Genomic DNA, 26,638 nt, shown 5'->3' on the forward strand with positions numbered 1-26,638 from the left:
TCCCGGTGGGGTGGGTTCTTCACGGTGCGTCCCGCCCCGCACACACATGCCAGGGGAGTCGGTGACGGTCTCTCCTTTGCGTTGAAGAGGTGAGAGACTCATGCGCTCGTTCGACCCGCCACCCGATGAACCCACCTCGGTGGACCTACTGCCCCTCAGGGCATGAACAGCATCGCCGGGGCAGTCGCCCTCCGCCACGGGGTGCGCCTCGACGTCGACGCCGTCAGCAGAATGATCGAAGCCCTGCAGGGCCGGCGTTGGGGGCCGCGTCGCATCTGCGGTGACCAACTCGCCGTCCTTGCCCACCGCCAGCTCGGGATGCCGGAGCGAGGAACAGAGAGCCTTCAACCGGCCACCGATCCGGCGGTCGGCACGACGATCGTGCTTGATGGACAGCTGCTCAATCGGGACCAGTTGCGCCGGGAGCTGGCTGATGCGCTACACGACGGCGACACCCGCGACCCACGCCTGATCCTGGCCGCCTACACCCGGTGGGGTGAGGGTTTCATCGAGCGTCTCACCGGGGAGTTCTCGTTCGTCCTCGCCGACCGGTCACACCGCAGAGTGCTGATGGCTCGCGACAATCTGGGCATCAAGCCGCTGTACCTGGCGCGGCGGCGCGACAGCATGCTATTCGCGTCCACGCTGCCGGCGCTGCTGGCCTCGGGCGGGATCGACACAACGATCGACGCGGTAGGGCTGCATCACTATCTGAGTGGACATGCGGTCGTGCCGCCGCCTCACACCATCCTGCGAGGCGTGGAGAAGCTGCCGCCGGCGACTCTCCGGGTGATCGATGCGGATGGGATCCGGGACCGGGTGTACTGGCAGCCGTCCCGCACTCCGGGCGAGGACCGTGCCGGGTGGTCCTCGAAGGAATGGACCGAGGCCACCCGCAGCGCTGTGCTGGCGGCGGTACGTCGACGGCTCCCAGAGGCCGGGCCGGTGTCAGTGCTGCTGTCCGGCGGCCTGGATTCCAGCTTGCTGGTGGCACTGCTCACCGACTGCCACCGCGGGCCGATCAACACCTTCAGCATCGGCTTCGACCGCGCGGGGGACCTCCATGGCGACGAGTTCGCGTACTCGAGCATGGTGTCGCGCAGGTTCGGCACCCATCACCACCCTCTGCACGTGCTCACACGAGACCTGGTGCCCGCCGTGGTTGAGGCGATCGAGGACATGAGTGAGCCGATGGGCAGCCATGAGGCGACAGCGTTCCACCTGTTGTCCCGGCACGTCTCGGCGCACACCTCAACGGTGCTGTGCGGCCTGGGCGCCGACGAGGTGTTCGCCGGCGACCTTTTCCATGAGTCCACGCATCTGCATACGGTCGACGAACCCGTCGCGCGGGTCGACTCGATGTGCAGGCCCTGGGGACTTCAGGCGTCCGTCCCGTTCCTCGACCGCGAGGTGGTCGAGCTCGCCGCAGGCTGCCCCCGTGAGATCAAGCTGGCGCACGGCGGAAAAGGGCCGCTCAAGGAGCTGGGCCTGGACCTGCTGCCGCATCCTGTCACCGACCGACCGAAGGGCCGCTTCCCGGTGCCGGCGTTGACACTCCTGCAGGGACCGCTGCTTGACCTCGTCAGCGACACCCTGCGATCCCAGAGGGCCGCGGATCGTGGCCTCGTTGAACCGTGCGCTCTGCAGACCATGCTCACCTCGCCGGACCAGACCGGCCATCGCGCCGGCGGCACTACCCTGTGGCGGCTCGCAGTCCTGGAGATGTGGCTGCAACGTCACGTTGACGACGACAGCGCACGCCAGTTGACCTCGGCGACGGCGACCCATGACAGCGGATGAGTCCACCGTCACCGGCTGTGCTCGGGGCGCTGCAGGGCAAGTTCACCGGTGGTGATGACCTCTTGGGCGATGGCGATCATCTTCTTGTTGGTGTGTTGGCTGGCCAGCCTCATCAAATTCAGCGCGGCATCATGGCTGAGGGTGTGTCGACCCATGAGGATTCCGATGGCCATGGCGATCTCCCGATTGGTGAGCAGCGCCTTCTCGAGGTGATCCGCCTTGGTCTTGCTCAGCACGATCGAGCTGCCCAGCGCCGCGAAGGTGGCCACCACGGCCGCCTCACCGGTCTCCGCCCGCTCGTCGAACGCGGCCGGCGTGTCTGAGTACAGATTGAGGCTGGCCACACTGAAGTCGTCGTCGAGGAGGTGCAGCGGTTGGGAGTAGATGCTGCGCACGCCCAGGCTGCTGGCGCCGGCGGCGTACTCGGGCCAGCGCGTCTCCTCGAACAGTTCGCTCACCATGTAGGTGGAGTCATGCTCGATAGCGTCCAGGCACGGCCCGGAGCCGACGGCGTACTGAAGGAGATCCAGTTCGAGGGCCCGTTCGTCGCTGACCACGAGGGACCGGTACCGGTTGTCCTCCCGGATCGTGATGGTGCCCCAGGTTGCCCCGGACATCTCCACCGCGGCATCGACCAGCGCGGCTGCCATCGGGCGCTCGTCGCTCCGCAGCTTCTTGGACACGTGATCGAGTTGCGCGGCCACCTCAGAAACTGACGGGAATTCGAGGCGGTCGGCCCCGCGGGGTGAACTGTTCACGATGCCCCTCTGGTTGGCCATGTCCGACCCGCGACATCGGCGTCGGTCTCCGAGCCACAGCGACGCCGAAGGTGTGGCCAGCTTAACCCGTGGCCGGCATGCGGACGACTACCCACCGGCGGACGGACCGTCACTCCCGTCATCGATCTGGCGGCGCAGGAACTTCTCCAGCTCGGCGGCGATCGTGTCGCCCGTGGCCTCCTGGACCTCCTCCTGGTCCCGGGCCTCCTCCAGTTGCTCGATGTACTCGGCGATGTCCGGGTCCTGCTGGCTCAGCTGATCCACGGCTGTGGCCCACCGGACGGCGTCCTCGGGGATGGACTTGTGGTCCAGGGCGATCTTGAGGACGCCCTCGAGCTCCGTCAGCAGGGCGTCCTGCGCCTTCGGATTGGGCGGCGTGGACACGTAGTGCGGCACCGACACCCAGAGCGACGCGGCAGGAATCCGCTCGTGGATGAGGAGCTGGCTGGCCACGCCGATCATGCCCGTGGGGCCGGTGTAGTCGTTGTTCTGGATGTCCAGGGACCGCTCGACGGCGGGATCCGAGGTGTACAGCCCCACCGGAAGCGGACGCGAGTGCGGTGTGTCGCTCAGCATGGCCCCGAGGAACAGCACGATCTCGGGCTCGACCTGCTTGATGCGCCCGATCAGCTCCGCGGCGAACGTGCGCCACAGGAGGTTGGGTTCCGGCCCCAGCATGATGACGAGGTCACGGTCCGGGTGGTGAACCACCCGGATTCGCACTGCGGGCCACTCCACCCACGGGCCGTCAGCGGCGCGCTGCAGGAGGGGGCGGGTGTGCTGGAAGTCGTAGTAGCGCTCGTCGTCGATGATGCCGGCATCAGAGCCGGGGTAGGCCTCGATGAGATGGCTGAGCAGGTCCGTGGCGGCATTGCCGGCGTCGTTCCATCCCGAGAAGGCGATGACGACGGCGGGCTCGCGTAGGCCCTCCAACGGCGTGAACTGCATTGTCCCACTCTACCGTGGTGCCGGTAGCCTGTGCTCGTGCCAACTAGCCTGACAGACCTGCTCAACCGTCGCGTCCTCGTCGCCGATGGGGCGATGGGCACGATGCTGCAGTCCTTCGGTGAGCTCTCCGTGGAGGGGGACTTCCAGGGCCTCGAAGGCTGCAACGAGATCCTCAACGTCACCCGGCCCGAGGTGGTGGCGTCGGTGCATCGCGCGTACTTCGAGGCGGGTGCCGACGCCGTGGAGACCAACTCGTTCGGCACCAACCTGGCGGCGTTGGCGGAGTACGACATCGTCGACCGGCTGGAGGAACTGGCGGAGGCTTCGGCCCGCATCGCCCGTCGGGTGGCGGACGAGTTCAGCACCGAGGAACGGCCACGATTCGTGCTTGGCTCCATGGGGCCCGGCACCAAACTGCCCACTCTGGGTCACGTCAGCTTCGCCGCCATCCGCGACGCCTACCAGTCGCAGGTGGAGGCCATGATCCGCGGCGGCATCGACGGCGTGCAGATCGAGACGTGCCAGGACCTCCTACAGGCCAAGGCGGCAGTGATCGCCGCCAAACGGGCGCGGACACGGCTCGGGGTCGCGCTGCCCATCCTGGTCAACGTCACCGTCGAGACCACCGGCACCATGCTGCTCGGCTCGGAGATCGGCGCCGCCCTTACCTCCCTGGAGGCGCTGGGGGTGGACTGCATCGGCCTCAACTGCGCCACCGGCCCGGCTGAGATGAGTGAGCACCTGCGCCACCTGTCGCGGCGCGCCGGCATCGCGATCGGGGCCATGCCCAACGCGGGTCTCCCCGAGTTGACCGCCGACGGCGCCCGCTATCCGCTGGGCCCCGAGGGCCTCGCGGACGCGCTGGGCGCCTACGTGGAGGAGTACGGCCTGGCAGTCATCGGTGGTTGCTGCGGCACCACCCCTGAGCACATCCGCCTCTTGGCCGAGCGCTACGCCGGACGCGAGGTGGTGGCCCGGCAGCCCGAGGACGAGCGGTCCGCGTCGTCGCTGTACATCGAGGTGCCGTTCGCGCAGGACGCCAGCTACCTCAGCATCGGGGAGCGTACCAACGCCAACGGATCCAAGGCGTTCCGGGAGGCGATGCTCGCCGGACACTGGGACGAGTGCGTGGACATCGCCAAGGCCCAGGCCCGCGACGGCGCACACGTGCTGGATCTCTGCATCGACTACGTGGGCCGCGACGGCACGGCGGACATGGCGGAACTGTCCGCCCGGCTGTCCACGTCGGTGACGTTGCCGATCGTGCTGGACTCCACCGAACCGCCAGTGCTGGAGGCCGGCCTCGAGCGCCTCGCCGGTCGCAGCATCGTCAATTCCGTCAACTACGAGGACGGCTCCGGCCCCGAATCCCGCTTCGGGCGGATCATGCCGATGGTGCAGGAACACGGCGCGGCCGTCGTGGCTCTCACCATCGACGAGGAGGGCCAGGCCCGCACCGCGGACTGGAAGGTGAAGGTGGCCTCGCGCCTCATCGACGACCTCGTCGGCAATTGGGGGATGCACGTCGGGGACATCCTGGTGGACTGCCTCACCTTCCCCATCGCCACCGGCCAGGAGGAGACGAGGCGCGACGGCATCGAGACCATCGAGGCCATCCGTGAACTCAAGCGGCGCTACCCGGGGGTCCGCACCACGCTCGGCGTGTCCAACGTGTCCTTCGGCCTCAACCCGGCCGCCCGCATGGTGCTCAACTCGGTGTTCCTGCACGAATGCGTCACCGCCGGCCTGGACTCGGCCATCGTGCACAGCGCCAAGATCATCCCGATGGACCGCATCCCCGAGGAACAGCGTCAGGTGGCGCTGGACCTGGTCTACGACCGTCGCGACGGCGAGTACGACCCCCTCACCAGGTTCCTGGATCTGTTCGAGGGCGTCACCGCCGCCTCCGTGCGCGCCTCCCGCGCTGCGGAACTGGCTGCCCTGCCCCTGGCGGAACGGCTGCAGCGCCGCATCATCGACGGTGAGTCCAAGGGACTCGCTGCGGACCTGGACGAGGCACTGACGTCCAAGGCCGCGCTGGACATCATCAACGAGGACCTCCTGGCCGGCATGAAAGTGGTGGGCGAGCTGTTCGGCTCCGGCAAGATGCAGCTGCCCTTCGTGCTGCAGTCGGCTGAGGTGATGAAGCAGGCCGTGGCCCACCTCGAGCCGCACATGGACAAGGCCGACACGGACACGGGCAAGGGCACCCTGGTCCTGGCCACCGTCCGCGGTGACGTACACGACATCGGCAAGAACCTCGTCGACATCATCGTCAGCAACAACGGCTACACGGTGATCAACATCGGCATCAAGCAACCGATCCAGGCCATCATCGACGCCGCCGAGGCCCATGGCGCGGACGCCATCGGCATGTCCGGTCTGTTGGTGAAGTCCACCCTCGTGATGAAGGACAACCTCGCGGAGTTGAACCGGTTGGGACTGGCGGAGAAGTACCCTGTGCTGCTCGGCGGGGCAGCATTGACGCGCGCCTTCGTCGAACACGATCTGGGGGACCTGTTCGAGGGTGAGGTGCGCTACGCCAAGGACGCGTTCGAGGGGCTGGCCCTCATGGACGCGGTGATGGCCGTCAAGCAGGGCCTGCCCGGTGCGGCTCTCCCGGAGCCGCGGAAACGCCGCTACGCCAAGACCTCGCTGATCGAGCTGACCGAACCTGAGCTGGGTGTCCGCTCGGAGGTGGCCCGCGGCGTGGATGTGCCCGCCCCGCCGTTCTGGGGGACCCGTGTGGTCAAGGGGATCCACCTCGCCGAGGTGGCCGCATGGCTGGACCAGCGCGCCACGTTCCTCGGCCAGTGGGGTCTGAAGCCGCTGCGCGGCGGAGCCTCCTACGAAGAACTGGTGGAGACCGAGGCCATGCCTCAGCTGCGGATGTGGCTGGACCGGATCAAGACCGACAATCTGGCCAACTTCGGCGTCGTCTACGGGTACTTCCCCGTCCACTCCTCCGGGGAGACACTCGTTGTCGGCTCGCCGGAGGACCCGTCGCGGGAAGTGACTCGGTTCACGTTCCCGCGGCAGCGCCGCGACAAGCGGCTCTGCCTGGCGGACTTCTTCCGCGACGAGGACGAGGCAGCGGCCCACGGCCCCGACGTGCTCGCCATGCAACTCGTGACCATGGGGTCGGAGGTGGCCAAGGCCACCCAGCGGCTGTTCGAGGCGAACTCCTACCGCGACTATCTGGAACTCCACGGGCTCTCGGTGCAGCTGACCGAGGCTTTGGCGGAGCTGTGGCACGGCCGGATCCGGGAGGAGCTCGGCTTCGGGCCCAGCACGGATGTCCACGCAGCCATCCGGGATCAGGCCTACCGGGGGTCGCGGTACTCGTTCGGGTATCCGGCCTGTCCGGACCTCGAGGACCGGGCGAAGCTGGTGGAGCTGCTGGACCCGTCGCGCATCGGCGTCGAACTGAGCGAGGAGCTGCAGCTGCACCCTGAGCAGTCCACCGACGCCATCGTCGTGCACCACCCCGAGGCGAAGTACTTCAATGCCGGCTGAGCCCAGCGCGGTGCTGTGGGACTTCGACGGCACCCTGGTGGACACCGAGCCGCTGTGGGCGGCCACGGAGCGCGAGATGCTGGCGGACTACGGCGTGGAATGGGGCGAGGACAAGATGCTCGCCTGCCACGGGCAACACGCGCTGATCACCGCGCAGATGATGGCCGCCGACATGGGCATCCCTGAGCGGGCGGAGTGGGTGTGGCGCGAGTTGCACGACCGCATCGCCGCGCAGATCCGCGCCCACGACCTGCCCTGGCTCCCGGGAGCCAGGGAACTGATGGCCGAACTCGCGGACGCCGATGTGCCCTGCGCCATCGTCACAGCCAGCGACCGGATCATCCTCGACGCCGCCCGGGAACGCCTGCCGGGAAACGTTGCCTTCGCCGTCACGGTCGACGAGGTGTCGCGGGCGAAGCCGGATCCCGAGGGCTACCTCACGGCCGCGGCGCGCCTCGGGGTGGACCCCCGCCACGCCGTCGCTCTGGAGGACTCCATCCCTGGAACGGCCGCGGCACTGGCATCCGGCGCCGTGGTCTACGCTGTGCCGTCCATGGTGCACCTCCCGCCACATCCGCGGATGCACGTCTCCTCCACGGGGCTGACCAGCGCCTCGTGGGTTGAGCTGGCCGGGGTGTGGCGCGAGTTGAAGGAAGTCTCATGAATCTGTCAGGCGTCAAGACCGGCCCACTACAGCCCGGCGAGCGGGTCACACTCACCGACGGGAAGGGCCGGCGCAAGTCCGTCCTGCTCAAGGAGGGGGGAGTCTGGCACACCACCAAGGGCGCCGTGAGCCACGATGCCCTGATCGGCGGCCCGGAGGGGGTCACCGTCACCTCCGCCGGTGGGCAGCAGTACCTGGCGTTCCGGCCGCTGATGAGCGAGTTCATGGTCTCGATGCCCCGCGACGCGGCGGTCATCTACCCGAAGGACGCCGCCCAGATCATCATGTGGACCGACATCTTCCCAGGCGCTCGGGTGCTGGAGGCGGGCGTCGGCTCCGGGGCCCTGTCGTTGGCGCTGCTCCGCGCCATCGGCCCGGACGGGATGCTGCACTCGTACGAGCGCCGCGAGCAGTTCGCGGACGTGGCCCGCGGCAACGTCGAGACGTTCCTGGGTGGGGAGCACCCGGCATGGACGCTGACGGTGGGCGACCTCGTCGAAGCCATCGAGGATGAACCCATCGACCGCGCCATCCTGGACATGCTCGCGCCCTGGGAGTGCATCGACGCGGTGGGGGAGCGGCTCATCGCCGGCGGCGTGCTCACCTGCTACGTGGCCACTGCCACCCAGCTGGGGAAGGTCGCCGACACCTTCCGCGCACACGGGGGCTTCACCGAGCCGCACGCCACGGAGACCACGGTGCGGGACTGGCACGCCGAGGGGCTGGCCATCAGGCCCGGGCACGGCACCTCGGGCCACACCGGGTTCCTCATCACCTCCCGGAGGCTGGCCCCCGGGGTCGCGGCGCCCATGCGGAAGCGGCGTCCGGCGCCCGGAGCCTACGGGCCCGACTACCAGGGGCCGCGGCCCGCGAACATCCCGGCCGAGCTGGGCGGACAGGAGCCCCGACGTGCTGCCGAGTGAGTCAGCCTCCTTCGCGGAGCCGCTCGGACAGGGTCGGTAGTGGCCAGGTCCGTTCTGATTCTGGGCGCCGGCCTCGTGGGGTCGTCGCTCGGCCTGGCCCTGACGAGGGCAGGCTACGACGTGATGCTGTGGGACATCGTGCCGTCGCACTCCCTGGTGGCTGCCGGACTGGGCGCCGGCAGGATCAGTGACGAGGCCACCGATGATCCCGACCTCGTGGTGGTGGCCACACCGCCCGGGGTAATCCCGGACCTCGTCGCCGAGGTGCTGGCGAAGTTTCCCGGCGCGGTGATCACCGACGTCGGCTCGGTGAAGGCACCCATCCTGCAGGCGGTCGCGGCGCTTGCGCCCGAGCACCGCCGCTACGTCGGCTCGCATCCGATGGCCGGCTCGCAGTTCACGGGCCCGCTCACGGCCTCGGGTGACCTGTTCCGGGACCGCACGTGGGTGGTGACACCCGTCGAGGGCAACACGCCCGAGGATGTCGCCGCCGTCGAGGCGCTCGCGCGCGACGTCGGTGCCCGTGTGGTCACGATGGCGCCCGACGCACACGACGAGGCCGTGGCGCAGGTGAGCCACGTCCCGCACCTGATGAGCATCCTCACCGCGTCGCACCTCCGCGCGGTACCCAGCGATCATCTGCGGCTGGCCGGACAGGGGATCCGCGACGTGACCCGCATCGCGGGCTCGGACCCAGGTCTGTGGCGCCAGATCCTCACCTCGAACGCCGAGGCGGTGCGGCACGAGCTGACCGAGGTGGCCGAGGACCTCACCCACCTCATCGGCGTGCTCGACCAGCCGGACGAACTGGAGCGGTTCCTCGCGGTCGGCCAGGCGGGGGCCCATTCGCTCGTGGGCAAGCACGGCCACGATCCACTGGACACGGTCCAGGTCACCGTCGAGATCCCCGACGAGCCACGAGCCCTGGGCCGCCTGTTCACCGACATCGGCGAGGCAGGGTTCAACGTCGAGGATTTCGAACTCACGCACGATCCGGTCCGCGAGGTGGGTTACCTGTCGATCGCGGTGGAGCGCGACGTCGCGGAGCAGTTGAGGGCCAACATCGTGGCCCGCGGATGGACCGGCTGGGCCGATCGGGGAGGTAGTCAATGACGCAGTTGATCGCAATCGACGGGCCCAGCGGGTCCGGTAAGTCCACCACCGCCAAGCTCGTCGCCAGGCGGCTGGGCTTGGGCTACCTGGACACCGGTGCGCTGTACCGCGCCGCCACGACGGAGTATCTGCGGCGGTATCCGGAGGGGGCAACGGGGGAGCAGGCCGCCGCGCTCGTGAACGAGTGCCGGCTGGACGTGGGCACCTCGCCCGAGGCGCCGTCGTTCCTCGTCAACGGGCTTGACGTCACGGCGGAGATCCGCGAGCCGCGCATTTCAGCCGCTGTGTCCCAGATCGCCACCAACCTGGAGGTGCGGCGCCTGCTCACATCCATCATGCGCCGCATCATCGCCGACCACGGCCGGCGGATCGTCGTCGAGGGTCGCGACATCACCACCGTCGTGGCGCCCGACGCGGATGTCCGGGTGCTGCTGGTGGCCGATCCTGAGGCGCGAGTGTCGCGGCGGGCGGCCGAGGTGGCCGGGCGGGCCAGCCACGACGAGGTGACCGATCAGGTGTTGCGTCGCGATCGCGATGATTCGACGGTGTCGAACTTCACGGAGGCAGCCGAGGGGGTCACGGTCATCGACTCCACGTGGCTCAGCCCCGACGAGGTGGTTGAGCGAATCGTCGGTCTTCTCCCGCGCCGGTAGGATGGGCAGTCCGCACCCAGCATAAGGAGCCACTGTGAGCGAGCTTCGCAAGCCGATCGTCGCCGTCGTCGGACGGCCCAACGTCGGCAAGTCGATGCTGGTCAACCGGATTCTGGGGCGCCGCGAGGCGGTGGTCCAGGACAAGCCGGGGGTCACTCGGGACCGGGTGTCGTACGACGCGAACTGGAACGGTCGCGAGTTCGTCCTGGTGGACACCGGCGGCTGGCTGTCCGACGCCCAGGGCATGGCTGCCCAGATCGCCGAGCAGGCCGAACTGGCCATCTCACTGGCGGACGCGGTGCTGTTCGTGGTGGACGCCACCGTCGGCACGCTCGACGAGGACGAGGCCGTGGTGCGCGTGCTGCGCCGGTCGCAGAAACCGGTGGTACTTGCCGCCAACAAGGTGGACGACCAGCGGCACGAGGCGATGGCCGCCAGTATGTGGAATCTCGGACTGGGGGAGCCCTACCCCGTCTCGGCCATGCACGGTCGCGGCTCGGGTGACCTGCTCGACGCCATCCTGGCCGCACTGCCAGAGGCTCCCCGCGAGCCGGAGGTGCAGGCGGCCGGTCCGCGCCGCGTCGCCATCGTCGGGAAGCCCAACGTGGGCAAGTCGTCGCTGCTCAACAAGCTGGCCGACCAGCAGCGCGTGGTCGTCTCGGACGTCTCCGGCACCACGGTCGACCCCGTCGACGAGATCGTCGAGGTGGGCGGCGTGGTGTACCGGCTCATCGACACCGCCGGCATCCGCAGGCGCGTGAAGGAGGCCAGCGGGCACGAGTACTACGCGAGCCTCCGCACGCAGGCCGCCATCGAGCGTGCCGAAGTGTGCATCATGGTGATCGACGCCTCCCAGCCGCTCACGGACCAGGATCTGAGGATCCTCAACTCCATCGAGGAGTCGGGGCGAGCCATGGTCATCGCGTTCAACAAGTGGGATCTCACCGACGAGGAGCGCCGGAAGTACCTCGACCGTGAAATCGAGCGCGACCTCACCGGGTGGCGCTGGGCCCCCACGGTCAACATCTCGGCGCTCACCGGCCGCAACGTGGACAAGCTGAGCAAGGCCATCGAGGCGGCCGCAGCGGGGTGGGAGACCCGGATCTCGACGGGGAAGCTCAACGCTTTCCTCGGCAGGCTCGCCGCTGCCCACCCGCACCCCGTGCGGGGCGGCAAGCAGCCGCGGATCCTCTTCGGTACGCAGGCGCACGCCTGCCCGCCCACCTTCGCGCTGTTCACCAGCGGCCTGATGGATGAGCCGTACAAGCGGTTCATCGAGCGTCGCCTTCGTGAGGACTTCGGCTTCGTCGGTTCGCCCGTGCACGTCGAGATCAGGGCGCGCGAGAAGCGCAAGGATCGCGCCTGAGCTGCCGTCGGCCCTTCCCGTCGGGGGTCGCGGTGTGGTTGGGTTGAGGTCTACTGAAGTGGACCCCACCCGGGGCCAACGATAGGAGACCCACCATGGCAACAGTCAGCACCGCACAGGCACACTGGGAAGGCAGCCTCTTCGAAGGCGCCGGACGCGTCGAGCTCGTCACCTCCGGCCTTGCGTCCTTCGATGTGGCCTGGGCCAAGCGGGCGGAGTCAGGGCCAGGTGCCACCAACCCCGAGGAACTGATCGCGGCGGCCCACGCCACATGCTTCTCCATGGCGCTGTCGAACATCCTGGCCAAGAACGACACCCCGCCCGCCTCCCTCGACACGAAGGCCGATGTGACATTCGTGCCGGGGACCGGCATCACCGAGAGCCACATCACTGTGGTGGGGCGGGTTCCCGGACTGACCGCGGACGAGTTCCTCGGATTCGCCCAGACGGCCAAGGCAGAGTGCCCTGTCTCCAAGGCCCTTGCCGGCGTTGAGATCACGATGGACGCCAGCTTCGAGGAGTGACCTCAGGTGACCTGATGCGGTCGGGCAGGCGTCGGCGTGACGGCTGCCCGACCGCCCGCTCAGAGGCCGGATGGGCCGATGTGCCAAGTCCGGGCAAAGTCGCTAAGCTATCCGAGTTGCCAGAAATGGCGACGGCGGGCTGTAGCGCAGCTTGGTAGCGCACTTGACTGGGGGTCAAGGGGTCGCAGGTTCAAATCCTGTCAGCCCGACAAGTGAAACACCTTGTCAACATGGTTTACATCTCTTAGCGATAAGGGTTGCATCCCCTGTGCATCCCTAACCTTCGTGGGACGCCGTCCCATGAGCGGACAGAGTTGCATCGAGGGCCGCGGGCATCCAGCAATCTTGAGGCTGGGGTCGCGCGCACTTGTGCGATCGACTTGTATCCCTTACTCGTTCGAGTCCAGTCCGGGGAGCCAGCGCGAAAGCCGCTTTGACTAGGTAAAACACCAGTCCGGGCGGCTTCTTCGTTTCCACCTGGACAACTATCGGGCAACTATGAAACGCGCTCTACGGTTGAGCGGGTATGCCGAGAGCGTTCCCGCTGCGTCCGGATGAACCTCGAAGGTCCGCTGTCAGCTGCAGCGCCCACGCCCACCGACCACGGCTGGGCAACTCCCCACTCGAGTGGCTTTCGGCGGTTGGGACCGGGCTAGGTTTCCAGCGCGAGGTCCGAGACTGCCTTCCAGCAGACCGTCGAGGTCCTTCGTCTGTCGGCTGCAGCACCGGCGAACGATCTCGGGGCACCCCAGCGGGCTTGGATATCAACTGGCCCACGCATTGGGCCCGTGGTCGGCTCTGATCTATCTCTCGTCGTCGAGAGTGTCGATCAACGGGCCCGGCCTCGACTCCTGCCATGGGGGTGGGAAGTACCGGTCATGCCGAGATGTGCGGAAGGGGTCGCCCTTCACGTTGTTTGACGATGGCGTCGTGGCTGGTGCGATGGCCGGGATGATGATTGCCCCGCCCGCGGATCCCCGTTGTCGTGGCGTACCGGCCGGGGTCTGGCCGATCCCCACGGGCGCAGCCGAGCCGAGCAACCCGGACAGGACACCTCCCCCTGCCGCAACGCAATATCGACATCCACAGGGTCATGGCTCACCGTGATCATCAGCGCGGCCTCTACGCGTCAGAGCGGCCCCGCGTGGATGGTGCAAAAAATGCACGCCGGGCCGCTCGCTCAAGTGTTCATCGGCAGCCTGACGCTGCCGACAACCCGAAACCAAATCCGGCCCGGCAAACGACCGTCGTCGCCGAGCGTGACACGATCATCTGCACCCTACGAGACGCGCAACAGGATGTCGCAACCGCCGTCGTGTGTCCGACAGTCGCAATTGTGGCGGTGTGCTGTGAGGATCATCCTCACTGATTGGGGGCTCATCACAGATGAGGGTGTAGGGCATGGTCGGCGCGTCGGGCCGGGTAGGGGTCGAGGTCTCCCGATGATGGAAGTTCTCACACTGCCCATCTGGAAGACCTCGACGTGTCTGATGCTACCCCTGAGGCGGGGTTCGCCTGCCCTGACCTGACCCGGTTCTGCCGGCTCGACGAGCTCGGCCTGGAGGTCACCGGCCAACTGCTGGAGCCGGGCCGTGCGGTGCTCGCCTGCCGGGTCGTGGAACCGGATCAGTGGTGCCGACGCTGCGACTGCGAGGGCCTCGCGCGTGACACCGTGATCCGGCCGTTGGCGCACGAGCCGTTCGGCTGGCGGCCGACCACGTTGCTGGTCACGATCCGTCGCTACCGCTGCACCGGCTGCGGGCATGTGTGGCGACAAGACACCAGCCGGGCGGCCGAACCGCGGGCGAAGCTGTCACGCCGCGGGCTGCGGTGGGCGTTGGAGGGTCTGGTCGTTCAGCACCTCACCGTCGCCCGCGTCGCCGAGGGGCTCGGGGTGTCGTGGACCACCGCCAACACGGCGGTTCTGGCCGAAGGCAAGCGGGTCCTGATCGACGACCCGACCAGGTTCGACGGCGTGAAGGCCATCGGCGTCGATGAGCACGTGTGGCGCCACACCCGCCGCGGCGACAAGTACGTCACCGTCATCATCGACCTGACCGGCATCCGCGACCGCACCGGCCCAGCCAGGCTGCTCGACATGGTCGAAGGGCGCTCCAAGCAGGCATTCAAGCAATGGTTGACCGAACGCGACCAGGCATGGCGCGACGCCGTCGAGGTCGTCGCGATGGACGGGTTCACCGGGTTCAAGACCGCCACCACCGAAGAGCTGCCCGACGCGACCGCCGTCATGGATCCCTTCCACGTCGTCCGCCTCGCCGGCGACGCCCTCGACCGATGCCGCCGACGCGTCCAACAGGCCATCCACGGCCACCGAGGCCGCACCAGCGACCCGCTCTACTCGGCGCGCCGAACCCTCCACACCGGCACCGACCTCCTCACCGACCGACAGAAGGACCGGCTCACCGCCCTGTTCGCCGGCGATGACCATGTCGAGGTCGAAGCCACCTGGGGCATCTACCAACGCATGATCGCCGCCTACCGCGAACCCGATCGGACCAGAGGCCGGGCCCTGATGACCAGCCTGATCGCCTCGGTCAGCCAGGGCGTCCCCGCCGCGTTGAGCGAGGTGATCACACTCGGCCGAACGCTGAAGAAGCGAGCCGACGACGTGCTGGCCTATTTCGACCGGCCCGGCACCTCGAACGGGCCCACCGAGGCCCTCAACGGCCGCCTCGAACACCTCCGCGGATCAGCACTCGGCTTCCGGAACCTCACCAACTACATCGCCAGATCACTGCTCGAGACCGGCGGATTCAGACCCCGACTACACCCTGGATTGTGATGAGCCTGATTGGGATGCTCAATAGTCACTGAGTATAGTAACTTTAGTCAGCGCTGGTGAGGGTCTCTCCGATTTACTCGGACGCTGCTGCTACGCTCCCTGTATTCACGCTGAGGAGCAAAATGTCAAGCCGAAAATCACATGTCATGGGCGCTTTGATCGTTGGGTGCCTCGCCTTCGGATCTGCCTCAATTGCCGATGCTGCCTACAGTTTTTCCGGAAGGACCGTGACGCAGAACGGAGTGGAAGCGGGGAGGGCCTACGGGAACATTGCCATGGATATCGTCTACGTGCGGAACAATGCAACAGCAAAGGCCGGCGTATACAACGGTCGGGGAATCTATGTGATGGGTTACGCCTGGAACTCTGCCCAGACAGTGTCTGTGCGCAGCACGAACACGACGAGCACGTCCTACACCAGCGTCGCGAACAAGGTGAGTTACGGGGCGCCCACATACGGCCCGTGGACCGGCGCGGCGAAGACGTGCGTTGATGTCGCCTGGGCGGTAGATCCATGCGGCAGTCAGTCTCAAGGCCAGATCTAGTTGATCGGTGCTGAGGCTCTGACCGTTCGGTATCCCCGGACGAGGGCTCCCTCGGTCTCTGATGCTTCGTTTGCTCTGACCGGGGGAGTGACTGCTCTGCTGGGCGCCAATGGCGCTGGGAAGACAACACTCCTGCGCGCTCTGTCGGGGGCTCTCGAACCCACCGCGGGACGGGTCAGCGTCGATGACCTGGACCCCTATGATCGCCGTGAGCGTTTGGCGGCTCATCACAATCCAGGGTGTAGTCGGGGTCTGAATCCGCCGGTCTCGAGCAGTGATCTGGCGATGTAGTTGGTGAGGTTCCGGAAGCCGAGTGCTGATCCGCGGAGGTGTTCGAGGCGGCCGTTGAGGGCCTCGGTGGGCCCGTTCGAGGTGCCGGGTCGGTCGAAGTAGGCCAGCACGTCGTCGGCTCGCTTCTTCAGTGTTCGGCCGAGTGTGATCACCTCGGTCAACGCGGCGGGGACGCCGTGGCTGACGGAGGCGATCAGGCTGGTCATCAGGGCCCGGCCTCTGGTCCGGTCGGTTTCGCGGTAGGCGGCGATCATGCGTTGGTAGATGCCCCAGGTGGCTTCGACCTCGACATGATCATCGGCCGCGAACAGGGCAGTGAGCCGGTCCTTCTGCCGGTCGGTGAGGAGGTCAGCGCCGGTGTGCAGGGTTCGGCGCGCCGAGTAGAGCGGGTCACTGGTGCGGCCTCGGTGGCCGTGGATGGCCTGTTGGACGCGTCGGCGGCATCGGTCGAGGGCGTCGCCGGCGAGGCGGACGACGTGGAAGGGATCCATGACGGCGGTCGCGTCGGGCAGCTCTTCGGTGGTGGCGGTCTTGAACCCGGTGAACCCGTCCATCGCGACGACCTCGACGGCGTCGCGCCATGCCTGGTCGCGTTCGGTCAACCATTGCTTGAATGCCTGCTTGGAGCGCCCTTCGACCATGTCGAGCAGCCTGGCTGGGCCGGTGCGGTCGCGGATGCCGGTCAGGTCGATGATGACGGTGACGTACTTGTCGCCGCGGCGGGTGTGGCGCCACACGTGCTCATCGACGCCGATGGCCTTCACGCCGTCGAACCTGGTCGGGTCGTCGATCAGGACCCGCTTGCCTTCGGCCAGAACCGCCGTGTTGGCGGTGGTCCACGACACCCCGAGCCCCTCGGCGACGCGGGCGACGGTGAGGTGCTGAACGACCAGACCCTCCAACGCCCACCGCAGCCCGCGGCGTGACAGCTTCGCCCGCGGTTCGGCCGCCCGGCTGGTGTCTTGTCGCCACACATGCCCGCAGCCGGTGCAGCGGTAGCGACGGATCGTGACCAGCAACGTGGTCGGCCGCCAGCCGAACGGCTCGTGCGCCAACGGCCGGATCACGGTGTCACGCGCGAGGCCCTCGCAGTCGCAGCGTCGGCACCACTGATCCGGTTCCACGACCCGGCAGGCGAGCACCGCACGGCCCGGCTCCAGCAGTTGGCCGGTGACCTCCAGGCCGAGCTCGTCGAGCCGGCAGAACCGGGTCAGGTCAGGGCAGGCGAACCCCGCCTCAGGGGTAGCATCAGACACGTCGAGGTCTTCCAGATGGGCAGTGTGAGAACTTCCATCATCGGGAGACCTCGACCCCTACCCGGCCCGACGCGCCGACCATGCCCTACACCCTCATCTGTGATGAGCCCGTTTGGCGGCGCTCCAGCACGTCGCCTACATGCCGCAGTCCGGCGCTGTCCCCCGCAATCTCTCGGCTTTCGAGTTTGTCAGCTATCTCAGTTGGATGCGCGGCCTGAGCCGGCCAGTGGCTGAGGCCCGCACGGCCGAGGCGCTTGAGGCGGTCGGGCTCAGCGCCCGCAGCGGAGACAAACTGGGCAAGTTGTCAGGAGGAATGGTCCGTCGAGTGTGGTTGGCGCAGGCCTTGGCCGCGGAGGCTACGGTCCTGCTGCTCGATGAGCCAAGCACAGGTCTGGATCCGCGCCAGCGGGCGACCATGGTTCAGCTGATCCGAGAACGAACGAGCGGCACCGTTGTGCTGTCCAGCCACCTGATCGAGGACGTTTTGTCTTTGGCGTCCTCTGTCATCGTGCTGCGGAGTGGTCACATTGTGTACCAGGGGGCCATCTGTCCTGAGATGAATGAGGAATGGCTCCTTGGCATGATCGGGGAGGCCGAGGAGTGAGTGCTATCGGCATGTGGCTCCGAGCGACGTGGAAGTTGATTCTTCCTGTCCTTGCTTTGGCTCAGTTGGCGGTGATGGTCAATGTGCAGCCCGTTGACGGAGTCCCCTTCGGCTGGAGGCTTGACTGGGCCTGGATGCTCTCGGTATGGAGTGGGGCGACACTCCTGCTGTCGCCTGCATCGGCTGCTGCGGTTGTGGCGCTTGTGCTGCTGAACATCGGCCCCGACGTTCAGGAAGGGCTCCCTGCGAGTGTGCCGCGTTGGCGCCCTGTGGCGCACATTTCGTTGGCAGTTGCAATCCAAGGTTTGATCGTTCAGGCCGTGGCGCTGGCTGTGGGTAGTCTTACCTGCTGGTTTTGCGCAGCTGACGCCCGTGGCATGACGCTGCCCTGGCAGTTCTTCACCGGGCCAGCAGCATTGCTGGCCGGCGTGTCAGTTGGCTCGGCAGTTGCCCTGCTTGTACCCACTTTCTGGAGCATCCCCGGGGTGCTGTTCGCCCTCTTCCTGGGGCATCGGACCTTCTTCTGGAGGGGTTGGCCCGAGTTGTTCACAACCGAGATGGCGACGTGGATGGTGACGGGAGGCCGACCGATCCCCAGATTCCTTGCCGCTACGACGTTTCTCAACCTCGTCACCGCCGTCGCGATCTGCTCCGGCCTGGTCTTCATTGTGCACAACGGCCGCCGTCACCGTCCCTGGGTGGCCTTGTTCCTGTGCATCGGCGCGATCGCCACAGCATTGGCGATCTACCTGCCGTTCGTGTTCTCAGACGCCATGGACACCTATGAGCCACAACAGTGACCGTGCAGATGTCGGCACGACTATGGCGCTGGCCGCTGTTCCTCGCCGCCGTGCTCGTGTCAATGCTGTGCGTGTGGCTGTTCAAAGACCAGTCGATGCACATCCCAGTTGCTGACGGGCCGCGCTATACGCGGCAGTTCGTCGTGGCCTGGATGCCCGTGTTCGGATCCATCCTGCTGATCGACCCAACGCCAGACATCACAGCCACATTGCCCAGGGCCCGCCTCGTCTATCTATGCCTGCGCTGCTTGATGCTCATCGGCACCCTCACCCCTCTCATGGTGGTCTGGAGCGACTCAACCGACATCAACCACAACCTCTACGACGCCTTCGCCGCCGGAGCGCTACTCACCCTGGCTATCATCACAGCCTCCCGCTGGCACGCAGCCGGCCTGTTGACATCATCGCTGGTGTCGGTCATCTGGCTCCTCATCGGTGACACCCTCGCCACGGCTCTCCGGTTCTCCGACATCACGGGCCAGCAGCTGACACCAGGACCCTTCAACTGGCTACTCGCAGCCAGCACCCTGGGCACGGCCGGACTCTTCGTCCTCAGAGGATCGGGATCAACCAACTGGCGCTGACAAGACGACACACACTCGCGGACAATAGACAACACCTCGCTAACGTCCGCTCATACCGCGGTGAGACGGTGGGTCGTGTTGACTGCACATGCTAGCAGAGTGCTAGCATGGTGTTATGACGACCCTATATATCCGTGACGTCTCCGACGATGTCGCCGCTACCTTGAAGGAAAGGGCGGCCTCAGAAGGCATGTCGTTGTCGGCCTACGTCGCCGCAGAGTTGGCCAAGATCGCCACACGGCCCACCAACGAGCAGATCGTTGCTCGGCTCAGGGCGCGGGACCGCTCCAGCGGGCCCAGTTCCGACGACATCGTCGCTGCCGTGCAGGCGGGCCGCCGGTGATCGTGCTAGACGCCTCCGCGATGGTCGAGGCGCTGATCGGCAGCGAGGTGGCCGACGAGCTGCTGGATGCTCTCACCGGAGACGTGCACGCGCCGCACCTGCTCGACGTCGAGGTGTTGTCAGTACTCCGGGGCCTGCTCCTGGGCGGCAAACTCGATCCCGCTGTCGCGGAGGAGGTTCGTCGCGACCACTTCGCGTTCGCCATCAATGGCTACGAGGTCGCCCCATTGGCTGATCGGATCTGGCAGTTGCGTCACCAGTACACGAGCTACGACGCCGCGTACCTCGCTCTGGCCGAGGCGCTTGATGCACCGCTGTACACCTGTGACGCGAAGCTCGACAGCGGCGGCCACCACGCCAAGGTGCATCTGCTCCACCGAACGCACTGATCTGCCGCCCTCGGTGGTGCCCGATTCGCTCGTCGAAAGGCGACCGCGTCCCGTCCGCGACATCGGACTGCTCGACTCCGCGGTCCACCGCCCTGCGTGACTGTGACCCCAGCACGGGAGACCCGCTGGTGTTCAATGCCAAGAAGCTAGGCGCGCCGACACTGCCCGATTATCGCGGTCGCGCCGACGACCGCGATAACCAGGTCGTTCGCCTCGCCGTCAGGCGCGTCGAAGTCGGTGCCAACGAAAGTGCACCTCGATGCCCGTATCACAGGGGCCTGGTGCCGCCTCCTGAAGCGTGCACGGTCGGAACAGCCGGCCAGTCCGCGGGAGATTGCCATGATTGCCCAGTCCACGGAATCCGCCCCCAGCGCTGCGGCGGACGTACCGGAGAGCCGCAGCAGGTTCACCACGTTGCTGGCGGTGAACCCGAACTACTTCGGCAAAGTCGTCGACGGTCCTTTCGACGTGGTCGACGAGCAGAAGTCCAACACCGTCTATGAGGAGATCGGCTGCCTCGGTTACCACCCGGAGCGCAACCGTCTCGAGGCGACGATCGTGATCAAGCGCGCCTTCGGCTATTCCGGTGGCCCGTGCACCCCAGGCTCGACGCAGTACGTGCGGTTCTTCGTGCTGGAGAGCGGGTCGTGGGTCGACGCCGGACTGTCGGCGACCCAGGTCCATGACATCTCGATCGGCAAGGATTGCACCGGCGATCCGGACCACGCCTTCAGCCACGTGGTCGGGGTGACCTACGCACCGCGCCGACGTTTCTGCTTCACCCCGCAACTCCCGCGGGTCCGCGCGATCTTGTCGTGGCAGCAGGTGCCGCCCGCAGGCGACCCGGACTTCGTGCCAGTGTGGGGGGAGGTGCAGGAGGACACCATCCAGGTCCGTCCGCGCCCACTGGTCCGCTGGCCGGAGTTGGTCGAATTGCACCCGGACCTGCTCGACAAGGTCAAGGACCTGAACCTCCTCGAGGAACTCATTCCGGACCTGGATTTCGATCTCTTCGGCCCGGTGCCTCCCTTGCCTGACCCCATCGGCCCTGTGTCGCTCAATCCTCAGCCCCTGCCCCCCAACCATGCCGGCGCCGCGTTGGACGCCGTCCAGCTGGCCAAGGTCTACAGCAAGGAGCGGTTGCGCAAGCTCTCCAAGGACGCCGTCGACAACTCGGTTGCCAAGCTCGTCCTCCAACCGCCGCCACCGTCGCGTCTGGCCGCGCTCGAGGCCGCGCAAGTGATGTCGGCCTCGTTGACCGCGTCAGAGCTGTCCAGCCTGTCGATCAAGCTCAAGGACGTCGGCATCGCCTGGCAGGACCTCTTCGAGGACAACGAGGGCCTGGGCAACACGAGCTACGAAGAGCTCACGTGTGTGGGCCTCGACAACAATGCGGCCGAGCTCGTCGCGGCCTTCAGGGTCAAGCTGCCCACCGGCTTCAGCGGCGCTCCTTGCACGGCGGGGAGCACCGAATACGTCGCGTTCTGGGCGGACTGGGATGACGACTGCACTTGGGAGTATGTCGGCACGGTCGAGATCAACGCCCACGACTTCGTCACCATGCCGGCCGGCGGCCTAGGCTACGCAGCCACCCTGCCCGTCGATCTGAACAAGGTGCGACGGCACTGCGACAAGCCGGGCATTCACAAGGTCCGGGCCGTCCTGTCGTGGAACGCCGCTCCGTCCACCACCGACCCGAACTGGACTCCGCACTGGGGCAACCGGCTCGACGCGCATGTCCACGTCCACCCTGGAGCGGGCTACGACGGCACCGCCAGAATGACGATCGTCGGCGGCGTGAACACGTCGTTCATCAACCCGTCAACAGGCGTGACCATCCCGGGCGCGGTGTCCGCCTACAACGGCATCGCGGCCGATGTCCGGGGCTGCCCCTTCGGCGGCCGGGTTGTCGTGCATGGTCCGACCGACCCGGCGCTCGCGGGCACGACGTACCGGTTGCAGGTCAGCAAGAACGGCGGTCTGTTCGAGCCGGTCACCACCAGTTTCTGGGCCAGTGACAACCTGGGCGGTGGGGCGTGGGTGACCCCGGCGGCCGACGGCTCAGTGCAGTGGCCCGTGTGGTGGACCAACGGGCTGGGCGTGCTCGGCTACGTCGACACCGGTGGCGAGGGCAGCTGGCTCATCCGGCTCGAGGTCGGCTCCCCCTTCCTGGTGGCGCAGACTCAGCGCATCCGGCTCGACAACACCGGGCTCGGGCGCGACGGAAACCTGGTCAACGGCGCCCACGTCGCCGTCAACCCGGGACAGCTCGGACTCCAGGCGTGCGGGAAGTTCACTCAAGGCATGGTCATCAAAGGGACCTTCGACGCCAACGACGAGTGGCTGGACCGCTGGAGCCTCGGCCTGACCCCCGGCGGCAGCGTTGTGGTGCCTCCAGGGGCTCTGACCACGTCCACGACGCTGACGACCGTTGGTGCGCCAGGAGGGTCGACCTGGAAACTCGACACCTCAGCCCTCGAGCCGTGCGGCTACGTGCTGCGGATCTCCACACACGACCGGGCGATCGTCAACTCGGTGGTCGGGAGCGGGCACTACGCGTACGACGACCTGGGCTTCTGCATCGACAAAGCGTGAGGACGCCCTCTGGTCGAGGCGCGGCGGTTTCCATACGCCTCAGGCCTCGGCCAGGGAGCCTCGCTCGGCGGAAGGTGGCGGTGAGTGTCGACGCTGCCCTGGCGGTGGTGGACAACCAGCGGCACCGACGCGGGATCCGCGCTTGCGAATCCTGCCCTACTGAAGAGGAGTAGACATGCCCCTGAGTAGCGGCTACGGCTTGGTCATCGGGGCCAAGCACGACTACTTCCGGGATCCGCCTGACAACTTCGGGAGGTATTACCACGGAAATCTCGTGGTGCACACGCCCCTCGGCAACTACAAGTGCGCGATCGACGTCGATCCCAAGAACTTGCCAGACGGCATCCAGTGGCGGAAGGTGAGGATCCGCACCAGCGACTTCAGTGGCCTCAAGACCCTCGCCGACGGATGGCACGACCTGACATCGACGCCGACCTCCGGTGCCCTTGACTACATCCGATCGGCCCCGCTGCATCCACCCATCCTGATCTACACCGTGCGCTACGCCAGTTGCCTGTCCCGCCTGCTCTCGTGGCTCCGCTGGAACCCGCGCTGGAACAGCGGCACCGGAATCCAGGCGCTCACCGATCTGGAAAAGATCATCAACCAAGGCATCCGCTTCTACGTGTTCGGCGAACCGTTCACGAGCGGCTTGGGAGTCCACAACATCCACCAGAATCAGGGCGACCCCATCGGCAGTGGCCACGACCTGGAAAACGCCATCTGGCAGGACGGCGCCACGATCGTCGAGACCAGTGCCGGAGAGTTCTGGGCGTTTTTGAACAAGTTCAAGACCCAGTCCTTCAAGACCGATTCCCTAGGCCGCCCACTCTGACCCGCGCGACGGCGTCACGCCGCCGTCGACATCGACGGGATCAAGCACATGCACGGGATCATGTCCTCACCCAACAGGCGGGCAACAAGTGGCAACCCCAGGTGCCTGCCGGACTTCATTCGAGAGACTCACGGTCAAGATCCGCAGTTGGGTCGCGCTCGCGAATGTTTCCAAAGGAGTAGATCATGAAGCGCTCAAAGCCGCTTTCCATCGGTGCCATTTCCATCCTCGTGCTCGGCCTCGCCGCATGTGGTGGCGGCAGTGGTGACGTGGTGGCCACGTCCGCGGCCCCCGAAGACGGTGGCGGCAAGGCCATGCGCCTGTCGCTCAACCAGACCGAGGAGCACCCCTCGACCATCGCGCTCGAGTCGTTCAACGAGCGCCTCTCCGAGGCCACCGATGGCCGCTGGAGCATCGAGGTCTACCCAAACGAGACCCTGGGCGCACAGCAAGAGGCGCTGCAGATGGTCTCCAACAGCTCCGTCGACATGGCCATCGTGTCGGGCACCCAGCTGGAGAACCTCAACGAGGACTTCCTCGTGTTCAACATGCCGCTGGCCTTCGACAGCGTCGAGCACCAGATGAGCGTCATACAGAACGAGGAGATCGTGGGCGAGCTCTTCACCTCGCTCGAGGACGAACAGTCCATCACTGTCCTGGGTGGCTTCACGCAGGGCGCACGCCACGTCTACAACACCGAGGGTCCGATTCAGACCCCCGTGGACCTCGCCGGTAAGAAGCTGCGCGTCCAGGAGTCCGACCTCCACTTGGCCATGGCCAAGGCGCTCGGCGCCGAAGGCACCCCGATGGCCTACGGCGAGGTCTACACCGGTCTCCAGTCCGGTGTGCTCGACGCCGCCGAGAACAACGAGGTCTCGTACTACACGGTCAAGCACTTCGAGGTGGCGCCGTACTTCTCCCGCACCACCCACCTGGTGGGCCTCGACTACCTGATCATCAACACCGACGTCCTGGCTTCCATGTCGGAAGAGGACCGCGCCACCTTCGACGAAGAGTGGAAGGCCACCATGGATGAGCACGTCGAGATGTGGAGCGAGAAGACCGAGGAAGCGGTGACCCAGGCTGAGGCCGGCGGTGCACAGTTCAACGACGTCGACACCCAGGCATTCGCCGCGGCACTTGAAGGGCTGCAGGGGCAGTTCCTTACCACCGACTCGCAGAAGGCCCTCTGGGACGCTGCGCGCGGCGCCGCCTGACGTAGCCCATCGCGTGCGGTGGTGACGGCCGGTGAGGTCGTCTCCACCGCATCATTGGAAGGAAACAAGTGACTGCAGTCAAGAAGGGGATCGACCGGCTCCTCGCCGTCCTCGTCGCTCTCCTGTTCGCTGTGCTGACCCTCGTGGTGGTGTGGCAGGTCTTCGCGCGCCAGGTGCTGAAATCGGCACCTGCGTGGACCGGTGAGGCCGCCAACTACCTGTTCGTGTGGACCTCCCTGATCGGTATCGCCTTCGTATTCGGCGAACGCGGCCACATGGCGGTGACCTTCGTCGCAGAGCGGGTCCCGAAGCCCGTGCGCTACGTCACCGCGGTGGTCATCCAACTCATCATCATCGGTTTCGCCGTGTTGGTGCTGATCCTGGGCGGCTGGGAGAGCGCGATGAACGCCTGGCTCCAGAACTCTGTTTCCCTTCCGGTCAACATCGGCTGGATGTACCTGATGATGCCCGTGGCCGGGTTGTTCATCGTGTTCTACGCTCTCAACCACATCCTCGAGGACCTCCGCGGAGAAGGACCGCTTACCGTGGAGGACCCCACCGCTGCGCTCGAGCCGAAGCTGCCCGTCATCGCCGACGAGACCGTCATCACCCTTCTTGAGGAAAGTCCCGAGGACACCACCACGAAGCTCGACGAGCTCGAAGAAGAATCCGCCCATCCCGAGGCCCACAGGGCCGATGAGGGTGACCAGGAAGGGGATCGCTGACCATGGATGCAGCAACACTTGCCACAATCGTGCTGGTCGCGGGCGTTGTCGTCGGAATCGTGATGTCGCTGCCCATCGGTGTCACCATCGGTGTGCCGTCATTCCTCGCCATGATCGTCGTCGTTGGCGACGTCACGTTGGCGGCCGAGAACTCCGCGTCCCGGATGTTCACCGGCATCAACAACTTCACACTTCTCGCCATCCCCTTCTTCATCCTCGCCGGTGTGATCATGAACAAGGGCGGCATCGCCGGCAGACTCGTGGATGCGGCAAAGGTCTTGGTCGGCCGGATGCCCGCCGGCCTGGCGCAGACCAACGTCGCCGCCAACGCCATGTTCGGCGCCGTGTCCGGAGCGGCCGTGGCGGCCGCTGCGGCCGTCGGTCAGGTCATGCACCCTCGCTTGGTCAAGGACGGTTACAAGCCCTCCTGGGCGGCCGCGGTCAACGTAGCGTCCGCTCCCGCGGGCATGCTGATCCCGCCCTCGAACACGTTCATTGTCTACTCGCTCGTGTCCTCGACGTCCATCGCGGCGCTGTTCATGGCGGGCGTCGGGCCCGGTCTCGTGTGGACCCTGTCGGTGGCGCTGGTCGTGTGGCTGACCTACAAGAACAACCGCGTGGCAGACGCCGCGGCCGACGTGCATCCCACGTTCAGTCAGGCGATGCTCGTCCTCTGGCGGGCCGTCCCGTCGCTGTTCATGATCTTCCTCGTCGTCGGCGGCATCCTGATCGGCTGGTTCACGGCCACGGAATCCTCCGCGATCGCCGTGGCGTACTGCCTGGTGTTGAGCTTCATCTACCGCACCGTGAAGGTGCAGGAGATCCCCGGCATCCTCATCGATGCAGGTCGGACGACCGCGATCGTCATGCTGCTCGTGGGTGTCTCATCGATCCTGTCCTTCGTGATGAGCTTCGCACGGATCCCCCAGATGATCTCGGAGGCCCTCCTCGGCCTCACGGACTCCAAGACGTTGATCCTGATCATCATGATGGTGATCCTGCTCCTGGTCGGCACCTTCATGGATCCCACCCCGGCGATCCTGATCTTCGTGCCGATGTTCATCGGCATCATCGACCAGTTCGGCATCGACCGGGTGCACTTCGGCACCATGATCGTCTACAACCTCTGCGTCGGAGTCATCACTCCGCCTGTCGGCAACGTGCTGTTCGTCGGTACACGTGTGGCGGGCATCCGGCTTGAACCGGTCATCGGCAAGCTGCTGTGGTTCCTGCTTGCCATCGTGCTCGGCCTGTTCGTCGTGGTCTTCGTCCCGGAGATCTCGATGTGGCTGCCGCGCACCCTGGGTCTCTGATCCTTCGCCGCGGGCTCTTCGGTAGCAGTGCGGCGACTTCCCAGAGTGGGCG

Annotated in this window: 20 protein-coding genes, 1 tRNA gene and 2 pseudogenes; 20 read left to right on the forward strand and 3 right to left on the reverse strand. The window is 66.6% G+C overall.

Annotation, left to right across the window (positions count from 1 at the left end):
* The first annotated feature begins 162 nt into the window (after nucleotides 1-162).
* Nucleotides 163-1,800 carry an asparagine synthetase B family protein gene (locus tag ACX1D0_RS04640; RefSeq protein WP_459019723.1) on the forward strand — a complete coding sequence of 546 codons (1,638 nt, stop codon included), beginning with the start codon at nucleotides 163-165 and terminating at the stop codon, nucleotides 1,798-1,800.
* Between the two features lie 8 nt (nucleotides 1,801-1,808).
* On the opposite strand, the gene ACX1D0_RS04645 is transcribed toward ACX1D0_RS04640, so the two are convergent.
* Together ACX1D0_RS04645 and ACX1D0_RS04650 are read right to left on the reverse strand one after the other, a co-directional pair.
* Complete coding sequence (locus ACX1D0_RS04645) at nucleotides 1,809-2,558, reverse strand: GAF domain-containing protein (protein WP_459019724.1); 750 nt, start codon at nucleotides 2,556-2,558, stop codon at nucleotides 1,809-1,811.
* Between the two features lie 108 nt (nucleotides 2,559-2,666).
* A complete protein-coding gene (locus ACX1D0_RS04650; protein WP_459019725.1) occupies nucleotides 2,667-3,527 on the reverse strand; it encodes a proteasome assembly chaperone family protein in 861 nt (286 codons plus the stop codon).
* A 36-nt stretch (nucleotides 3,528-3,563) separates the two neighbouring features.
* Here ACX1D0_RS04650 and metH point away from each other — a divergent pair, with 36 nt between their 5' ends.
* From metH to ACX1D0_RS04695, 9 genes and pseudogenes are all read left to right on the forward strand, one after another.
* A complete protein-coding gene (gene metH, locus ACX1D0_RS04655; protein WP_459019726.1) occupies nucleotides 3,564-7,043 on the forward strand; it encodes a methionine synthase in 3,480 nt (1,159 codons plus the stop codon).
* Nucleotides 7,033-8,630, forward strand: a pseudogene (locus tag ACX1D0_RS04660) (HAD-IA family hydrolase). Before metH ends, ACX1D0_RS04660 begins: the two are co-directional and overlap by 11 nt.
* A 36-nt stretch (nucleotides 8,631-8,666) precedes the next feature.
* Nucleotides 8,667-9,743: pseudogene (locus ACX1D0_RS04665) on the forward strand (prephenate dehydrogenase); the annotation flags it as partial.
* Nucleotides 9,740-10,396, forward strand: coding sequence for a (d)CMP kinase (cmk, locus tag ACX1D0_RS04670; protein WP_459019727.1), 657 nt, complete (start codon nucleotides 9,740-9,742; stop codon nucleotides 10,394-10,396). The pseudogene ACX1D0_RS04665 and the gene cmk, both read left to right, overlap by 4 nt.
* 34 nt (nucleotides 10,397-10,430) lie before the next feature.
* Nucleotides 10,431-11,762, forward strand: a complete 1,332-nt coding sequence (gene der, locus ACX1D0_RS04675) for a ribosome biogenesis GTPase Der (protein ID WP_459019728.1) — start codon at nucleotides 10,431-10,433, stop codon at nucleotides 11,760-11,762.
* Between the two features lie 95 nt (nucleotides 11,763-11,857).
* Nucleotides 11,858-12,286 (forward strand): OsmC family peroxiredoxin, encoded by a 429-nt coding sequence (locus ACX1D0_RS04680; RefSeq protein WP_459019729.1) that lies wholly within the window; start codon nucleotides 11,858-11,860, stop codon nucleotides 12,284-12,286.
* A 135-nt stretch (nucleotides 12,287-12,421) separates the two neighbouring features.
* Nucleotides 12,422-12,495, forward strand: a tRNA-Pro gene (locus ACX1D0_RS04685).
* A gap of 1,274 nt (nucleotides 12,496-13,769) precedes the next feature.
* Nucleotides 13,770-15,089, forward strand: coding sequence for an ISL3 family transposase (locus ACX1D0_RS04690; protein WP_459019730.1), 1,320 nt, complete (start codon nucleotides 13,770-13,772; stop codon nucleotides 15,087-15,089).
* A gap of 545 nt (nucleotides 15,090-15,634) precedes the next feature.
* A complete protein-coding gene (locus ACX1D0_RS04695) occupies nucleotides 15,635-15,925 on the forward strand; it encodes an ATP-binding cassette domain-containing protein (protein WP_459019731.1) in 291 nt (96 codons plus the stop codon).
* Here ACX1D0_RS04695 and ACX1D0_RS04700 read toward each other — a convergent pair.
* A complete protein-coding gene (locus tag ACX1D0_RS04700; RefSeq protein ID WP_459019732.1) occupies nucleotides 15,862-17,181 on the reverse strand; it encodes an ISL3 family transposase in 1,320 nt (439 codons plus the stop codon). The genes ACX1D0_RS04695 and ACX1D0_RS04700 overlap by 64 nt on opposite strands.
* A 112-nt stretch (nucleotides 17,182-17,293) precedes the next feature.
* Between ACX1D0_RS04700 and ACX1D0_RS04705 the strand changes: the two genes are divergently transcribed.
* The 10 genes from ACX1D0_RS04705 (at nucleotide 17,294) to ACX1D0_RS04750 (ending at nucleotide 26,586) form a co-directional block, all read left to right on the forward strand.
* Entirely contained in the window at nucleotides 17,294-17,785 is a 492-nt protein-coding gene (locus tag ACX1D0_RS04705) for an ATP-binding cassette domain-containing protein (protein ID WP_459019733.1), read from the forward strand.
* On the forward strand, nucleotides 17,782-18,585 hold the full coding sequence (locus ACX1D0_RS04710; RefSeq protein WP_459019734.1) for a hypothetical protein: 804 nt from the start codon (nucleotides 17,782-17,784) through the stop codon (nucleotides 18,583-18,585). Before ACX1D0_RS04705 ends, ACX1D0_RS04710 begins: the two co-directional genes overlap by 4 nt.
* Nucleotides 18,582-19,169 carry a hypothetical protein gene (locus ACX1D0_RS04715; RefSeq protein WP_459019735.1) on the forward strand — a complete coding sequence of 196 codons (588 nt, stop codon included), beginning with the start codon at nucleotides 18,582-18,584 and terminating at the stop codon, nucleotides 19,167-19,169. Before ACX1D0_RS04710 ends, ACX1D0_RS04715 begins: the two co-directional genes overlap by 4 nt.
* A 115-nt stretch (nucleotides 19,170-19,284) precedes the next feature.
* Nucleotides 19,285-19,512 carry a FitA-like ribbon-helix-helix domain-containing protein gene (locus tag ACX1D0_RS04720; RefSeq protein WP_459019736.1) on the forward strand — a complete coding sequence of 76 codons (228 nt, stop codon included), beginning with the start codon at nucleotides 19,285-19,287 and terminating at the stop codon, nucleotides 19,510-19,512.
* Nucleotides 19,509-19,901, forward strand: coding sequence for a type II toxin-antitoxin system VapC family toxin (locus tag ACX1D0_RS04725; protein ID WP_459019737.1), 393 nt, complete (start codon nucleotides 19,509-19,511; stop codon nucleotides 19,899-19,901). Before ACX1D0_RS04720 ends, ACX1D0_RS04725 begins: the two co-directional genes overlap by 4 nt.
* Nucleotides 19,902-20,240: 339 nt before the next feature.
* On the forward strand, nucleotides 20,241-22,496 hold the full coding sequence (locus ACX1D0_RS04730) for a hypothetical protein (RefSeq protein ID WP_459019738.1): 2,256 nt from the start codon (nucleotides 20,241-20,243) through the stop codon (nucleotides 22,494-22,496).
* A gap of 175 nt (nucleotides 22,497-22,671) precedes the next feature.
* Entirely contained in the window at nucleotides 22,672-23,331 is a 660-nt protein-coding gene (locus tag ACX1D0_RS04735) for a DUF2278 family protein (RefSeq protein WP_459019739.1), read from the forward strand.
* 185 nt (nucleotides 23,332-23,516) lie between these two features.
* Complete coding sequence (locus tag ACX1D0_RS04740) at nucleotides 23,517-24,548, forward strand: TRAP transporter substrate-binding protein (protein ID WP_459019740.1); 1,032 nt, start codon at nucleotides 23,517-23,519, stop codon at nucleotides 24,546-24,548.
* Between the two features lie 68 nt (nucleotides 24,549-24,616).
* The gene (locus ACX1D0_RS04745) at nucleotides 24,617-25,273 is read left to right on the forward strand and encodes a TRAP transporter small permease (protein WP_459019741.1); all 657 of its coding nucleotides are present in this window, start codon (nucleotides 24,617-24,619) and stop codon (nucleotides 25,271-25,273) included.
* Nucleotides 25,274-25,275: 2 nt separating this feature from the next.
* The gene (locus ACX1D0_RS04750; protein ID WP_459019742.1) at nucleotides 25,276-26,586 is read left to right on the forward strand and encodes a TRAP transporter large permease; all 1,311 of its coding nucleotides are present in this window, start codon (nucleotides 25,276-25,278) and stop codon (nucleotides 26,584-26,586) included.
* Nucleotides 26,587-26,638: the final 52 nt, after the last annotated feature.

It is taken from the genome of Tessaracoccus pujii, assembly GCF_054483895.1.

What these genes read in the sequence shown, in the direction of transcription:
- ACX1D0_RS04650 (WP_459019725.1), bottom strand. Translation starts at nt 3,527, where the DNA reads ATGCAGTTCACGCCGTTGGAGGGCCTACGCGAGCCCGCCGTCGTCATC.
- ACX1D0_RS04720 (WP_459019736.1), top strand. Translation starts at nt 19,285, where the DNA reads ATGACGACCCTATATATCCGTGACGTCTCCGACGATGTCGCCGCTACC.
- cmk (WP_459019727.1), top strand. Translation starts at nt 9,740, where the DNA reads ATGACGCAGTTGATCGCAATCGACGGGCCCAGCGGGTCCGGTAAGTCC.
- ACX1D0_RS04740 (WP_459019740.1), top strand. Translation starts at nt 23,517, where the DNA reads ATGAAGCGCTCAAAGCCGCTTTCCATCGGTGCCATTTCCATCCTCGTG.
- ACX1D0_RS04640 (WP_459019723.1), top strand. Translation starts at nt 163, where the DNA reads ATGAACAGCATCGCCGGGGCAGTCGCCCTCCGCCACGGGGTGCGCCTC.
- ACX1D0_RS04730 (WP_459019738.1), top strand. Translation starts at nt 20,241, where the DNA reads ATGATTGCCCAGTCCACGGAATCCGCCCCCAGCGCTGCGGCGGACGTA.
- ACX1D0_RS04735 (WP_459019739.1), top strand. Translation starts at nt 22,672, where the DNA reads ATGCCCCTGAGTAGCGGCTACGGCTTGGTCATCGGGGCCAAGCACGAC.
- ACX1D0_RS04680 (WP_459019729.1), top strand. Translation starts at nt 11,858, where the DNA reads ATGGCAACAGTCAGCACCGCACAGGCACACTGGGAAGGCAGCCTCTTC.
- ACX1D0_RS04750 (WP_459019742.1), top strand. Translation starts at nt 25,276, where the DNA reads ATGGATGCAGCAACACTTGCCACAATCGTGCTGGTCGCGGGCGTTGTC.